Here is a 16,432-nt window from a genome sequence, read left to right on the forward strand (position 1 = left end):
GCCGGCGGCCCCCGGCGTCACATCGCCTGCTGACCGCCCTGTTTCGCCCTTCGGTCAAGTGCGTAGCTGAGGCGTGCCCCCGTTGGGAAGACTTGGCGGCCGGCACCGCTTCCGCTGTGGAAGTGATGCCCGGACCGTAAAGGGAGGCCGCACGTGACCCACGAGGGGTTTCCGGGGGCAGAACAGGCATCGGACCTGGCCGTCGACCAGGCAGTGACCCGTTTTCCCGTGGACCGTCCACGGCCGGCGGCGCTCGCCGAGGCCACGGCGACGCACCGGTTCACGCTCGACAGCGCGCTCACGTCGGGCCTGCGGCAGCTCGCGGAATCGGCCGGCGGCACGCTGTTCGGGGCGCTGGTCGCCGTGGGTCAGGTGCTGTCCGCGGTCTACGCGGGTCAGGACCAGGTGACCGCGACGGTCCGCGGGCGGTCCACCGAGGACGACGGCGCGCCGGTCGCACTGCACGCGACCGTCGACAGCGGGCTCCCCATCGACAGCCTCCTCGGCGAGGCCCGTGGCGCGATGGGCGCCACGACCCTGCCGGGTGAGTTCGCCGTCGCCGACATCGTGCTGCGGTTCGCCGAAGTGGACACCGGCCTTGAGGTACGCGTCGACCACGACCCCGCCGTGCTCGACACCGCGACCGTCGAGCGGATGGCCGAGGCGTTCCACACCCTGGTGGAGGACGTGGTCGACAGCCCGGGGCGGCCGCTGTCCGAGCTGCGGTTGGTGCCCGGCGACGAACTGCGCCGCATGCTCCTCGACTGGAACGACACCTGGCACGAGTTCCCGGCCCACCGCAGCCTGCCGGACCTCTTCGCCGAGCAGGTGCGGCTCCTCCCGGACAGAACGGCCGTGCTGTACGGCGATGAGCGGCTCACCTACGCCGAGCTGAACGAGCGGGCCAACCGGCTCGCCCACCGCCTCCTCGCCGAGGGTGTCACCACCGAGTCACGGGTCGCTCTCCTGCTGGACCGGTCCGTGCACGCGGTCGTGTCCATCCTGGCCGTACTGAAGGCCGGCGGTGTCTATGTCCCGCTGCACGCCGCCTACCCCGCGGACCGCGTCCGCTTCGTGCTGGCCGATGTCGGCGCCGTGCTGGTGCTCACGGACCGGGCCATGGCAGCCAGGGCCGCCGCGACCGACGTCCCGGTGCTGGTGGTGGACGACGCGGCCACGACCGCGGGCCGGCCCGCCCACGACCCCGAGGGGACCCCGGACGCCCGGCAACTGGCGTACATCATGTTCACTTCGGGCTCCACCGGAACCCCGAAGGGCGTCGCGGTCACCCATGCTGACGTGGTCGCCCTGGCGTGGGACCACCGCTGGCGGGACGCGGCGCACCGGTGCGTCCTGTTCCACTCCCCGCATGCCTTCGACGCGTCGACGTACGAGCTGTGGGTACCGCTGCTGACCGGTGGTGAGATGGCCGTCGCGCTGCGGGAGCCGACGCCCGCCCTCATACGCGAGGTGATCGCCGAGCACGGGGTGACGGCGATATTCCTGACCTCCGCACTGCTGCGCCTGTTCGCCGAGGAGGCGCCCGACTGTTTCACCGGCGCGGCCACGGTGATCACCGGCGGCGAGACGCCCTCGGCGGAGGCGCTGGAGCGGGTGATGACGCACTGCCCCGGCACGGCGGTCGTCCACGCCTACGGACCGACCGAGGCCACCACCTACGCACTGCTCCAGCAACTCTCCCCGGAGCAGGTGCGCTCCGGTGTGGTGCCGATCGGACGGCCCAGCGACAACACCCGGCTGTATGTGCTCGACGCGTGGCTGCGCCCGGTGCCGGTCGGCGCCCCGGGCGAGCTGTACATCGCGGGCGACGGCCTGGCCCGCGGCTACTTCGGCCGGGCGGCACTGACCGCCGAGCGGTTCGTGTCCGACCCCTTCCGGGCCGGCGAACGGCTGTACCGCACCGGCGACATCGTCCGGTGGCGCGCCGACGGGACGATGGACTACCTGCGCCGGGCCGACAACCAGGTCAAGATCCGCGGCTTCCGGATCGAGATCGGCGAGATCGAGACCGCGCTCACCGCGCTCACCGGCGTCGCCGACGCCGCGGTCGTCGTACAGGAGATACGTGGCGCCCGGCACCTGGTCGGCTACGTGGTGCCGGAACACGGCCACGAGGCCGACGTCGAGGCATGGCGCGACGCCCTGTCCGCGCGGCTGCCGAGCTACGAGGTGCCGACCTGGCTGGTCCCCATGGACGCACTGCCCCTGTCCAACAGCGGCAAGGTCGACCGCCGCGCGCTGCCCGCGCCGCGGGCCGACCCGCTGTCCGCGGCGGATCACGTCGAGCCGCGTACGGACACCGAGCGACTGCTGGCCCAGGTGTGGGCCGAGGTGTTCGACATCGAGCGGGTGGGCGTGACCGAGAACTTCTTCGCCGTCGGCGGCGACTCCATCCTGGCCATCAAGGTCGTCTCCCGGGCACGGTCCCGCGGGATCCGGCTGACCGCCAAGGACTTCTTCGTCACCCCCACCATCGAGGAGCTGGCCGAGGTCGCCACCCGCGTGGAGGGCCGCCCCGCCGACACTCCGGCGCAGGGCCCGCTCGTCCATCTCACCGACGCCGAGACCCGGCGACTCGCCGAGGGCGGGGCCGTCGAGGACGTCTACCCGCTGACCCCGATGCAGAGCGGCATGCTCTTCGACGCGCTGATGACCGGGGACACCGGTCTGCACCTGATCCAGTTCGACCTGGTGCTCGACCATGTCGACGAACCGGAGCTGCTCGGCCGGGCCTGGCAGCGGGTGGCGGAACGGATTCCCGTTCTGCGCACCGCCGTTGTCTGGGAGGACGTCAGCAACCCGGTGCAGGTGGTGCGCGCCGCGGCCACCCTGCCCGTGAGCCGGCACGACTGGCGCGAGCTGCCGGAGTCCGACCGGCGAGAGCGGTGGCAGACCCTGTGCGCCGCGGACCGGGCGGCGGGGACGGACCTCGCCGCCGCACCACCGGCCAGGGTCGCGATCATCCGGCTCACCGACACCAGCGTCCGCGTGCTGTGGTCCGTTCACCATCTCGTGATGGACGGGTGGAGCGGCGCCGAACTGCTCGCCGAGGTGGCCGCCGACTACGCGCGGCTGCGCGACGGCGAGGAGGCGGCACCGCGGCCCCGTGTGCCGTTCCGGGACTACGTGCGGTGGCAGTGCGAGCAGGACCGGGCCGCGGTGGAGACATACTGGCGCGGCGTGCTCGGCGACTTCACCGTGCCGACCCGGCTGCCCTACGACCGCCCGGCCGCGCCGGGCTACCGGCCGCGCGCGACCGAGCGGGTGGAAGTGGAGATCGCCGCCGAGCTGTCCGCCCGGCTCGGCGAGGTGGCCAAGCGGACGAAGCTGACCATGAGCACGCTCCTGCAGGGCGCGTGGGCCCTGCTGCTGTCGCGCTACAGCGGCGGCCAGGACGTCTGCTTCGGTGGCACGGTGTCCGGCCGGACACCCGACCTCGCGGGTATCGACTCGGTCATCGGCATGCTGGTCAACACGCTGCCGGTCCTCGCGCGGGTGGACAGCGATCAGGACCTGGTGTCCTGGCTGGCCGGGCTCCAGGAGGAGCAGGCCCGCGCCCGGGACTTCGAGGCTGTGTCGCTGACGCAGGCGCAGTCGTGGAGCGGCCTCTCCACCGGGGACAACCTCTTCGACAGCATCATCGTCTTCGAGAACTATCCGTTCGACGAGCGGGTGTTCACCGAGAACGGCCTGGAACTCGGCCACTTCGACACCGAGGTCGGCGCGGGCGCCGCGCTCGGTGTCGTCGTACTCCCCGGCGACCGGCTCACCCTGCGGCTGCAGTACGACCCGGAGCTGTTCGAGGCGGACAGCGTGCGCCGTATGGCGCAGTACCTGCGGACGCTGCTGGAGGCGTTCGCCGACAACCCCGGGCGGACCGCCGGCGAACTGCCCGCCCTCTCGCCCGCCGAGTACCAGCTCGTCATGGGCGAGATGGCCGACACAGCCGCCGGCCACTCCATCGAGCACCGGATACACGAGTTGTTCACCGAGCAGGTGCGGCTCCGCCCGGACGCGGTCGCGGTCGAACTCGACGACCGGCGACTGACCTACGCACAACTGAACGCGCGGGCCAACCAGCTGGCCCACCACCTCATCGAGCGGGGCGTCGGCAGCGACGTGCTGGTGGGCATCGCGATCGAGCGGAGCCTTGACCTGTTCGTCGCCATCCTCGGCATCCTCAAGGCGGGCGGCGCGTACGTGCCGCTGGATCCGGACTATCCGGCGGATCGGCTCGCTGTCACACTGGCCGAGACCCGCCCGCCCGTGGTACTGGCCCATGAGAGCGGCATCGGCCGGTTCCCCCGGACCGATGCGGAGCTGGTGTTCCTGGACCGGAACCGGCCGGTCATCGCCACGTACCCGGACACCGACCCCGAGGCCGGAGGCACCGCCCGCGACCTCGCCTACGTCGTCTACACCTCGGGCTCGACCGGTCGGCCCAAGGGGGTGATGGTCGAGCACCGCTCGCTCTACAACACCGTGACCGCGGTGGTCGGACCCTACGGGCTCACGCCGGACAGCCGGGTGTTCCAGCTGTGCTCCATGAGCTTCGACACCGGCGTACAGGACCTCTTCACCACCTGGGCCGCCGGCGGCACGATGGTCGTGCCGCGCCCGGACGTCGCGCGCAACGGCGCCTATCTGGTCGAGCACATGCTCGCGGGCGAGGTCACCACGGCGTCCATCCCGATCAGCGTCCTGTCGTCGCTCGACGTGGATTCCCTGCCCGGGATGGACACCATCCGGGTCGGCGGCGATGTCGTCGTGCCGGAGCTGGCCGAGGCGTGGGCACGTAACCACCGAGTGATCAACAACTACGGGCCGACCGAGGCGGGCGTGACGGTGAGCCTCCTGGAGGTCGAGCCCGGCGCGGGCCACCACAGCGTGCCGCTCGGCAAGCCGCTCGCCAACACCCGCGCCTACGTCCTCGACGACCGCCTGTCCCCGGTGCCGATCGGGGTGCCCGGCGAGCTGTACGTCGGCGGTGTGGGCATCGCGCGGGGTTACGTCGACAACCGGGCCAGGACGGCCGAACGGTTCGTTGCCGACCCGTTCGGCCCACCCGGAGAGCGGCTGTACCGGACCGGCGACGTGGTGCGATGGCGTGCGGACGGCATGCTGGACTTCGTCGGGCGCGCCGACGACCAGGTCAAGATCCGCGGGTTCCGGGTGGAGCCCGGCGAGATCGAGAACGTACTGCTGCGCCATGACGGGGTGGCCGAGGCCGCGGTGTCGGTGTGGCCGGACGACAAGGGCAACAAGCGACTCGCCGCCTACGTCGTGGTCGGGCCCGGGGCGCAGGCGCCGACCTCGGAGGAGCTGCGCGGCCACCTCGGCGCCTCGCTGCCCGACTACATGATCCCGTCCGTCATCGCCCTGCTGGAGCACATGCCGCTCAACCACAACGGCAAGCTCGACAGATCGGCGTTGCCCGCGCCGACCCGCGAGGACGGCGCGAGTGCCGAGTACGTCGCCCCGAGGGACCCGACCGAGGAGGCGCTGGCCCGGATCTGGTCGGACGTGCTGGGCATCGAGCGGGTCGGCGTGGCGGACAACTTCTTCGCGCTCGGCGGCGACTCGATCAACAGCATCCGCACCGTCGCCAGGATGCGTACCGCGTTCGGCGTCGACGTCACCCCCCGGGACGTCTTCGAGGAGCCGACGATCGCCGCCCTGGCCACCACCATCCACGACCGAATCCTGGCCCGGGTGCTGGAGACGGCCGCAGTTCAGTCCTGAACGCGTCGGACCCGCGCTTCTGAAGGGGAGAGAACAGCATGGAACTGTCATCCGCCGTGCCATCCGCCGCGAAGGACCGGTTGTCGGAGCTTCCCGACCACGTGCGGGAGCTCGTCATGCGGCAACTCGCCGGCGAGGCCGATTCCGCCGCCGAGGAGCTCTCGATCACCCCGGCACCCCGGGACGACGCGCTGCCGTTGTCGGCCGCCCAACAGGGGCTGTGGTTCCTGGCCGAACTGAACCCCGGCAGTGTCGAGTACAACGCGCCACGGATGCTGAGGCTGACCGGAGAACTGCGCGTCGAGGCGCTGCGCGCGGCCCTCGACGGCGTGGTCGCGCGGCACGAGGCGCTGCGCACCACCATCGGCGAGGTCGAGGGCCGTGGCATCCAGGTGGTGCACGAGCCCGGCCGCGTGCCGGTCGAGGCCGTGGACCTGTCCGGCGTGCCGGAGCCCGAGCGCTCCGCCCAACTCGACCGCTGCCTGGAGCGCGAGGGAGCCACCCCGTTCGACCTGCGCCGCGGCCCGCTCCTGCGGGTGACTTTGGTACGGCTCGCCGCGGCCGAGCATGTGCTGGTGCTCGGACTGCACCACATCGTCGGTGACGGCTGGTCCATAGGCCTCCTGGTCGACGAGCTCAACGTCCGGTACGCGGCGCACGTGCGCGGCGAGAGCGATGTACTGCCGGACCTGCCGGTGCAGTACGCCGACTATGCCGTCTGGCAGCGGGAACGGCTGGCCGGGCCGGAGGTGGCCGGGCAGATCGACTACTGGAAGCGGCAGCTGGCCGGGCTGCCCCCGGTGGAACTGCCGACGGACCGCCCGCGGCCCCCGGTGATCGGCACCGCGGGCGCGGTACACGAGATCACCGTGCCCGATCAGCTGGCGCGGCGGCTGACGGAGCTCGGCGCGCGCCACGGCGCCACGCTGTACATGACCCTCGTGGCCGCGTGCCAGTTGCTGTTCGCCCGGTACTCGGGGCAGCGTGACATCGCGGTGGCCTCGGTGACCGCGGGCCGCGGCCAGGTCGAACTCGAACATCTCATCGGATATTTCAGCAACACCGTCGTGCTGCGGTCCCAGGTGGACGAATCGCGGTCCTTCACCGACTTCCTCGGCGACGTCCGCTCCACCGTGCTCGACGCGTTCGCCCACGACGAGGTCCCGTTCCAGCGGCTGGTCGACATCCTGCGGCCCGAGCGCGACGCGAGCCGCCCCCCTCTGGTACAGGTGATGGTCACCCTCCAGGACGCGCAGAAGGCCGAGGCCGAGCTACCGGGCCTGCGGGTCACGGAGATCACCCCGCCCCTGCACGTGGCCAAACTGGACGTGTCCCTCGACTTCTTCGAGCACGACGGTGCGCTCAGCGGCATCATCGAATACAGCACCGACCTGTTCGACCCGGCGACGATCGAGCGGATGAGCGGGCACCTGCTGACCCTGCTCGACGGCATCGCCGCACGGCCGGACGGTCCGATGCGGGCGCTCCCCATGGTCACCCAGCCCGAGCTGCACGAGCTGGCCACCGAAGGGAACGGCCCCACCGTGGAGTTCGGCCCCTCCCGGTGCGTGCATGAGCTGTTCGACGAGCAGGCCGCGCTCACCCCCGACGCCGTGGCGGTGAGCTGCGCCGACGAGAGACTGACCTTCGCCGGGCTGGCGGCCCGGGCCAACCAGCTGGCGCACCACTTGAGGAATCTGGGCGTGGGCCCGGGCACGCTGGTCGGCGTGTGCGTCGAGCGCGGCGTGGGCGCGATGGTCGCGCTGCTCGGCGTGATGAAGTCGGGGGCGGCGTTCGTGCCGCTCGACCCGGACTACCCGGCGCAGCGGCTGAGCATGATGCTGGCCGACGCCGGCACGCCGGTGGTGGTCACCGAGACCTCCGTGCTCGATCGCGTCGCCGGGCACGATGCGACCGTGGTGTGCCTCGACCGCGACCGGCCGGTCTTCGACGCCCTGCCGGACGGACCGCCGCGGACCGGGGGCACCGTGGACGACCTCGTCTACGTGATCTACACGTCGGGCACGACCGGCAGGCCCAAGGGCGTGCGCATCAGCCACCGCAACGTGCACCATGTCCTGCGGGCCTGGAACGCCCGCTACGGCCTGGACGAGATCCGCGGCCGGGCCCTGTGCGTGGCCAGCTTCGGCGTCGACCTGTTCCTCGGCGACTTCCTGTTCTCCGCCCTCTTCGGCGGCGAATGCGTGGTGTGCCCGGCAGAAGTGGTCACCGACCCACCCTCTCTCGTGGACCTGATCACGCGGGTCCAGCCGCAGATCCTGGCCACCACTCCATCCCTGGCCAGGGCGATCACCACCGAGCTGGCCTGGCGGGGTGGCGGTGGCCTGGAGTCGGTCCGGCTGCTCTCCCTGGGCGCCGAGGGGTGGCCGGCGGGTGACGCCGCCGCCCTTGTCGAGCACGTCGGCCCCGACACGCTGGTGGTCAACGCGTACGGCGCCACCGAGACGACGATCGACTCCACCGTGTTCGCGCTGCGCGGTGATCCGGTCGAGCCCTCGGTGTTCGTTCCGATCGGCAAGCCGATGGTGAACACCACCACGTACGTCGTGGACGAGTCGCGCCGCATGGTGCCGATCGGCGTGGCCGGCGAGCTCTACATCGGCGGCGACGGTGTGGCTCAGGGGTACTGGCGACAGCCCGAGCTGACCGCCGAACGGTTCCCCCACGACGTCTTCGGGCCGGGCACCGGCAGGTTCTACCGCACCGGGGACGTGGTGCGCCGGCGTGCCGACGGCAACCTGGAGTATCTCGGCCGGGTGGACGACCAGGTCAAGATCCGCGGCTTCCGGGTGGAGCTCGGTGAGGTGGAGACCGCGCTGGCCCGCCACCCGGACGTGGCCACCGCGGCGGCGGTCGCGCGGCGGGACGACTCCGGCCGCAACAGGCTGATCGGCTACGTGGTGCCGGCGGGCACACGGGCACCCGACTTCGCCGAGCTGCGGGCGTTCCTCGCCGACCACCTCCCGGGCCAGGCGGTGCCCTCGGCGATCGTGGCGCTCGACGCGTTGCCGATGACCGCGAACGGGACCCTGGACCGGCGTGCCCTGCCCGCGGTGGACGAACCCGAGGGTGACGCGTCCCGCAGGGTCGCGCCGCGTACTCCGGTGGAGGCCGTGCTCGTCGATGTCTGGGCGAAGGCGTTGGGCGTGGCGCCCGACCGGATCGGCGTCGAGGACAACTTCTTCAACCTCGGCGGCGACTCGATCCTCAGCCTCCAGGTGGTGTCGCTCGCCCGGCGGTCGAACCTCCGGCTGACCACCAAGCAGATATTCCTGCGCCAGACCATCGCCGAGCTGGCGAGCGAGGTGGCCGCGGTGACCTCGTCCGACGTCGAGCAGGTCCCGGTCACCGGCTCGGTGCCTCTGACGCCCGTACAGCACTGGTATTTCGAGGAGTTCCCCGACACACCGGGCCACTTCAACCAGTCCCTGTACCTCCAACTGGACGCCGAGACCGACGCCGACGCGCTGGGCGCGGCGTTCGCGGCCGTGCTCGACCACCACGACGGTCTGCGCCTCCGGGTCGAACAGGTCGACGGTGTGTGGCGGCAGCACAACGCGGCCGCGGTCGACGGCACCGTGTTCGAGGCCTTCGACCTGTCCGCGCTCGACGACGCCGCGCGGGACGAGGCGATCCGCGCGGCGATCACCGAGGCACAGACCGGGTTCGACATCCGATCCGGCGGTCCGCTGCTCAAGGGGGTGATGTTCACCCTCGGCGGCGACCTGGCTCCCCGGCTGTTCCTCTGCGCGCACCACTATGTCGTGGACGCGGTCTCCTGGCGGGTCATCCTGGCCGATCTCGACACCGGACACCGGCAGGCGGTGAACGGGCGGACGGTGGACCTGGGAGCGAAGTCCACATCGCTACGGGTGTGGGCGCACCGCCTCACCGGCCTGGTGGCCGACGGCGGGTTCGACACGGAAACGGAGTACTGGTCCACGGTCGAGAAGGCCACCGCGGACGCGGCCACCCTGCCGGTGGACCTTCAGGGACGCGACACCGTCGGCTCCGCACGCACCCTGACCCGGCGGCTGAGCGCCGGCCTCACCGACGCGCTGCTGCGCAAGGTGCCCGAGGCGTACCGGACACAGGTCAACGACGTACTGCTCAGCGCCCTCGCCAGGGTGCTGCGCGACTGGGCCGGCGGCACCGTTCCCGTCGAACTGGAGGGCCACGGGCGCGAGGACCTGTTCGACGACCTTGACCTCTCGCGTACCGTCGGCTGGTTCACCACGGTGTTCCCGGTGGCGCTGGAGCTGCCCGAGGGCGAGGACTGGGGCACCACCCTGAAGGTGGTCAAGGAACAGCTGCGCGCCGTACCGTCCCGAGGTCTGGGCTACGGCGCCCTGCGGTACCTCGGCGAGGCGGGCCCACTGGGCCAGGGACGCCGGTGCCAGGTCGGGTTCAACTACCACGGCCGCTTCGACGCCGACGCCGGCGGCGCCGGGCTCTTCCGCGGCTGGTGCGAGAACCCGGTGCCCGACCGGAGCCCCGAGCAGCTCCGGCAGTGCCTGATCGAGGTCACCGGCATGGTCCGGGACGGCCGGCTGGAGTTCGGCTGGGAGTACTCCGGCAACGTCCATCGTGAGGAGACGGTCGCACAGCTGGCCGAGGCGTTCCTCGCGGCGCTGGAGCAGATCGTCGAGCACTGCGCCCTGCCCGGCGCCGGCGGCCGCACTCCGTCGGACTTTCCGTTGGCGGGCCTCGACCAGAGGGCGGTGGACCGGATCGCCGGTGACGGCCGTGCGGTGGAGGACCTCTACCCGCTCACCCCGATGCAGAGCGGCATGCTGTTCCACTCGCTCGACGGCGACGGCAGCGACGTGTACCTCACCCACTTCGCCGCGGTGCTGGACGGGGTCGACGACCCGCGCCGGCTCGCCGAAGCGTTCCAGCGCGTGGTGGACCGTACCCCGATCCTGCGCACCGCCGTGCTCGGATCCGGTGCGGACGTTCCGCTGCAGATCGTCCGCCGCGGCGTACAGCTGCCCGTGACACACCTGGACTGGAGCGGCCTCTCCGAGGAGGTACGCGACGTGTGTTCGCGGTCGCTGTGGGAGAGCCTGCGCACGCTGGAACTCGACCTGGCCGAGGCACCGCTCATGCGGTTGAACCTGGCCCGGTTGTCGGAGACGAGCGTCCAGGTGTTCTGGTCCTCGCACCACCTGCTGCTGGACGGCTGGAGCTTCGCCGACGTCTTGGCGCAGGTCTTCGAGGAGCACGCCGTGCTGGGCGGCGCGGCCGTCCCCGCGCCGACGTCGCGCCGTCCGTTCCGGGACTACGTACAGTGGCTGGCCGAGCAGGACAACGCCGCCGCCGAGGCGCACTGGCGCCGCACGATGGCGGGCTTCACAGCGGCCACGCCGCTGCCGTTCGACCGGGCGCCGCTGGTCGCGCACGCTTCCCGGTCCTCGCGCGAGGTGAGCCTGAGGCTGCCTCGCGAGCGCTCACACCGGCTCTACGAGTTCGCCAGGAGCGCCCGGCTCACGGTGAACACCGTCGTACAGGGCGCGTGGGCCCTGCTGCTCGCGCAGCACAGCGGGGAGCGCGACGTGTGCTTCGGTGCGACGGTGTCCGGCCGGCCCGCGGACCTGGTGGGCGCGGACGAGATCGTCGGCCTGTTCATCAACACGCTGCCCGTACGGACCGGCGTGGACAGCGGCCTCGACCTCGTGTCGTGGCTGCGCCGGATGCAGGACGAGCAGGTCGCGACCCGGCAGTTCGAGCACGTGTCGCTGGGGCAGGTGCGGACCTGGAGCGAGGTGCCCCGGGAGTCGAGTCTGTTCGACAGCATCGTCATCTTCGAGAGCTTCCCCTACGACCGGGACGCGGCCTCCCGGCACGGGCTCGTGGTCCGCGAGAGCAACGGCGCGGAGGACACCAACTACGCGCTCACACTCACCGCCTACACCACCGACGAGCTTCACCTGCGCGTCGGTTACGACCCGCGGCTGTTCGACCAGGACACCGTGGAGCGGATGGCCGAACGCCTGGCGGCCGTGCTGGACGCCTTCGCCGACCACGCCGACCAGCCGATCGCCCGGCTCCCCATGCTGCCGGACGCCGAGCGGTGCCTCCTGCTCGACGAGTGGAACGCCACCTCCCGGCCGACCGGGCAGGCCACCACCGTCGAGCTGTTCGAGCAGCAGGCCATGACCACCCCGGCGGGCACCGCACTGGTGCACGGGGACACCGCGCTGAGCTACGCCGAACTGGACGCTCGCGCGAACCGGCTCGCCCACCACCTGGTGGCGCGGGGGCTCGGCCCCGAGGAAATCGTCGCCCTGGCCTGCCCGCGGACGCCCGACATGCTGGTGGCCATGCTGGCGGTGCTGAAGACGGGCGCGGCCTATCTGCCACTGGACCTGGACCACCCGCGCGAACGCCTCTCGTTCATGCTGCACGACGCGGCTCCGGCCCTGGCACTGACCGGCGGCGCGGCCGTACTCGACCTGCCGGAGGGCACGCCGTCCCTCTCGCTCACCGACCCCGACGTGACGGCCGCACTGGCCGGGTACCCGGCGACCAAGCCGGACCTGCCCGTGCCGCCGAGCCCGGACAACGCCGCCTACGTGCTCTACACGTCCGGCTCCACGGGTCGGCCCAAAGGCGTGGTGGTCACCCGGGGCAACCTGCGCAACTTCGTGCGGGACATGCGGGACCGGACCGCGATGACCCCCGACGACCGGCTGCTGGCCGTGACCACCGTCGGCTTCGACATCGCACACCTGGAGCTGTTCGTGCCGCTGATCAGCGGTGCGACCGTACTCCTCGCGGACAAGGAGCTGGTCCACGATCCGCGGGAACTGCGCCGGGTGATCCACGACAACGACGTGACGGTGGTGCAGGCGACGCCGAGCCTGTGGCACGGAGTGGTCGAGGGCGCCGCGGACGTGCTCGCCCGGATCCGGGTGCTCGTCGGCGGCGAAACGCTGCCCGCGGAGCTGGCCGATGCCCTGACCGCCGGGTCCTCCTCGGTGACGAACGTGTACGGGCCGACCGAGACCACCATCTGGTCGACCGCGGCGAAGCTGGCGCGCGGCGCGACGGGTGCGCCGCCGATCGGGGGACCGATCGCCAACACCCGGATCTACGTGCTCGACGCCGGTCTCCGGCCGGTCCCTCCCGGCGTACCGGGTGAGCTGTACATCGCCGGTGAAGGGGTGGCGCGGGGCTACGCGAACCGCGCGGCGCTGACCGCGAGCCGGTTCGTGGCCGACCCGTTCGGGCCGCCCGCCGAGCGGATGTACCGCACCGGCGACATCGCCAGACGGCGGGCCGGCGGGGACCTGGAGTTCGTCGGCCGGGCCGACGACCAGGTCAAGATCAGGGGATTCCGGATCGAGCTCGGCGAGATCGAGACGGTGCTGGACACCCACCCGCGGGTGGGTTCGGCCGTCGTGGTGGCGCGCGAGGACGGGCCGGTCGGCAAGCAGTTGGTGGGGTACGTCGTACCGACCGGGGACGCACCACCCACGGCCGCGGACCTGAAGGAGTACGTCAAGCGGTCCTTGCCGCAGTACATGGTGCCCGTCGTCTTCGTGGCGATGGACACCTTCCCGCTGACGCCCAGCGGAAAGGTCGACCGGGGGCGGCTGCCGGCTCCGGAGGCGGTGGCCGGCACCGGCGCTCCGCGGATCGCGCCGCGCGATGCGGCGGAGTCCGCGCTCGCCGCGGTCTGGGCGGACGTCCTCGGCCGCCCGGTCGACGAGATCGATGTGACCGGCGACTTCTTCGAGCTGGGCGGGGACTCGGTGCTCTGTGTCCAAGTGGCCTACCGGGCCCGGCGGGCCGGGTGGTCCATCGCACCGAGGGACCTGTTCTCACACCCGACCGTCGAACGCCTGGCGGCGGTGGCCGTGCGCGCGGCGGCCACCCCGTACGCCCCCGCGTCCGGGCAGCCGCCGGTGGCCGAGCCGACCGTACCCGAGCAGCGTGCGCCCGAGGCGGACGCCCCTGGGCAGGCGGTGGGGACCGGCACCCCGGGCCCGACCATCGGCCACGAGTTCCTGAGCGCCCGCCTCGCCGAGCTGGCGCGTACCCACCGGGTGCCGGGCGCGCAGCTCGCCGTGCGCCATTCGGGGCGGTTGACCGTCGTCGAGACGGGGGAGCGGGTGGCCGGGAGCGGCCTGCCGGTCACCGCGGACACCGCGTTCCCCATCGCCTCCTTGACCAAGCCGGTGACGGCGCTGGCCGTACAACTGCTGGCAGCCGACGGCCGCCTCGACCTCGATGCCCCGGTCGGCGCGTACCTGCCCGAGCTCTCCGCCGTGAGTCCGGTGGGCCGGCTGACCGCGCGGCAGGTCCTCGCCCACATCGGGGGGCTGGTCGCCGCGATCGACGAGCGGGTGCCGAGCACGGACCGGCGCCGGTGGGTCGAACGGCACTGTGGCGAGGCCGCCGTGATGCACCGGCCGGGCACCGCCTTCTCGTACTCCGATGTCGGCTACGTGCTCGCGGGGCGGCTTGTCGAAGTGCTGACCGGCAAGGACTGGCGGACCGCCGTGGAATCGACGCTGCTGCACCCGCTCGGGATCACGGCGGCGTACAACGGGCAGCCGGGCAAGCGGCCCATGGCACACGGCCATGTGGTACGCGACCGGGTGCTCCCCGTGCCCGAGCAGTCCTTCACCCCGCCCGAGGAGCCGGCCGCGGCGCTGGCGGCCAACGCGGCCGACCTGGTGCGGCTGGCCGGTGTGCACGACCGGACCGCGTCCGGGACTGTGCTCGATCCCGCGGCCGCCGACGCGATGCTTGACGACCGGACCGGTGACCTCGCGGTCGGACCGTTCGGCCTCGCCGACGGCTGGGGGCTCGGCTGGGCCGTGTACCGCGGCGCGGACGGCGAGTGGAACGGGCACGACGGCAGTGGCGACGGCACCTGGTCCCACCTGCGCTTCGACCCGGCCGCCGGAACGGCGGTGGCGCTCGTCACGAACGCGAACACCGGCTCCGCACTGTGGGAGGACCTCCTCGCCGAACTCCGTGCGGTGGGACTCGACGTGGCCAACCACTCCATGCGGGCGCTGTCCGATCCGGGAGTGCCCGTCGCGGGCCCGGCCGACTGCGCGGGGCACTACGTCAACGGCGACTGGGAGTGCGTGGTCGAGGAGCGCCCCGAAGGACTCACCCTGTCTCTCGGGGACGGGCCGCGCTCCCCGCTGACCTGCTACGCGGACCTGCGGTTCACCGCCGAGGGCAGCGCGGTGCCGGGCACGGGCCGGTTCGTCCGTGACCCGGACACGGGCCGGGTCGAGACGGTGCAGCTCGCCGGGCGACTGCTCCGGCGTACCGGAGCGACGGCTGGATGACCACCGACGCCCACGACGCGGTTGCGCCGCCCCTGTCGCGCAACCGCGATTACCACATGCTGTGGGGCAGCCAGCTGGTGTCCGAACTGGTCGGCCAGCTGTGCCTCATCGCGTTCCCGCTGATGGTGATGGCGACGACCGGCTCCGCGCCCCAGATGGGAGCCGTCAGCGCCGTCATCGCGGCGGCGGGTATGGCGGCCAACGTCCCGGCGGGCGTACTGGTGGACCGCTTCGACCGCAAATGGGTCATGCTGGTGTGCCAGTGCGTCCGCGCGGTGGCGATGGCGAGCCTCGCGATCGCTCTGTTCACGGACCACGGCTCCATGTCGCACGTGTTCGTGGTCGCGGTGGTGGAGGGACTGCTGGGTGCGGCCTTCGACCCGGCCGAGCACGCGGCGCTGCCGCAGGTCGTCCCCGAGTCGCAGCTGTCGACGGCGGTGGCACGCAACACCACACGCCGTTACATCGCTACGCTGCTGGGCCCGGCCGGTGCGGGCTTCCTGTTCGCCGTCGACCCGATGGCCCCGTTCGCGGTCGCCGTCGTTCTGCTCGTGGCGTCCTGCGTCGTGCTGTCCTTCCTGCGCCTTCCCAGGCCCGAGCCCGAGGGAAAGCGCGGGGGAAAGCCCGAGGGAAAGCCCGGGGGCGAGCCCGAAAGGGCGGGCATGCTCGTCGACGGGTTCCGGTGGGTGCTGGGGCACCAGGTGATCAGGTCGACGCTCGTCTGGCTGATGTGCTGCGAGCTGTTCATCTCCGCCCTGATCACCATCGTGCTGGCGCTGTCCGGCGAGGACGCCATGGCCCCCGGCGCGTTGGGCATGATGATGACGGGGTTCGGTATCGGTGGTCTGCTGGGCGCCGCGGTCGCGGGCCGGCTGCACGCCGCATTGCCGGCGCCCGCGATCATCCTGGGATTTCCCTGGTGCGGGGCGGCGTTGACGCTGGTACTGGCGCTGGTGCCGACCGGGATGCTGACCGGCGTCGTGCTCGGCGGGATCGCGTTCCTGATCCCCACCGCGTTCACGACGGTCATGACCTACCAACTCGCGGTCGCTCCGGCCCGGTTGCGCGGCAGGCTGAGCGGCATCGTCGGGCTCTTCGCAGGTGGTGCCGGTGCGATCGGGCCACTGGTGGGCGGGCTGCTGATGGCGGACGGAGACAGTCGTGGCAGCCTGCTGATCTGGTCCGCCTGCCTGGTCGTCGTCGCCGTGGGCACCACCCTCAGCCCTGCCTTGCGCCGCTTTCCCACGCTGAGGTGACGGCGCCGCGCATGCGATCGCATGCGCGGCCGGGCGGGGGGGGGGGGGGCCGGCGGTGAGCGCACGCCCCCAGCACCC

At 72.1% G+C, this 16,432-nt stretch carries 3 protein-coding genes; all 3 read left to right on the forward strand.

The features are described 5' to 3' along the window. The first annotated feature begins 153 nt into the window (after nt 1-153). Genes AB0P17_RS23200 through AB0P17_RS23210 form a run of 3 tightly spaced genes read left to right on the forward strand, consistent with a single transcriptional unit; the run spans nt 154 to nt 16,354 of the window. Nucleotides 154-5,763, forward strand: coding sequence for an amino acid adenylation domain-containing protein (locus AB0P17_RS23200; RefSeq protein ID WP_365813780.1), 5,610 nt, complete (start codon nt 154-156; stop codon nt 5,761-5,763). Between the two features lie 38 nt (nt 5,764-5,801). Continuing rightward, complete coding sequence (locus AB0P17_RS23205) at nt 5,802-15,098, forward strand: amino acid adenylation domain-containing protein (RefSeq protein WP_365813781.1); 9,297 nt, start codon at nt 5,802-5,804, stop codon at nt 15,096-15,098. Further along, a complete protein-coding gene (locus AB0P17_RS23210) occupies nt 15,095-16,354 on the forward strand; it encodes an MFS transporter (RefSeq protein ID WP_365813782.1) in 1,260 nt (419 codons plus the stop codon). Before AB0P17_RS23205 ends, AB0P17_RS23210 begins: the two co-directional genes overlap by 4 nt. Nucleotides 16,355-16,432 lie beyond the last annotated feature (78 nt).

Origin of the sequence: Streptomyces sp. NPDC088124 (assembly GCF_040685895.1) — a bacterium.
Lineage (GTDB): Bacteria > Actinomycetota > Actinomycetes > Streptomycetales > Streptomycetaceae > Streptomyces.

Bases quoted from the DNA above. Each gene is read 5' to 3' on its own strand.
- AB0P17_RS23205 (WP_365813781.1), top strand. From the start codon at position 5,802: ATGGAACTGTCATCCGCCGTGCCATCCGCCGCGAAGGACCGGTTGTCG.
- AB0P17_RS23210 (WP_365813782.1), top strand. From the start codon at position 15,095: ATGACCACCGACGCCCACGACGCGGTTGCGCCGCCCCTGTCGCGCAAC.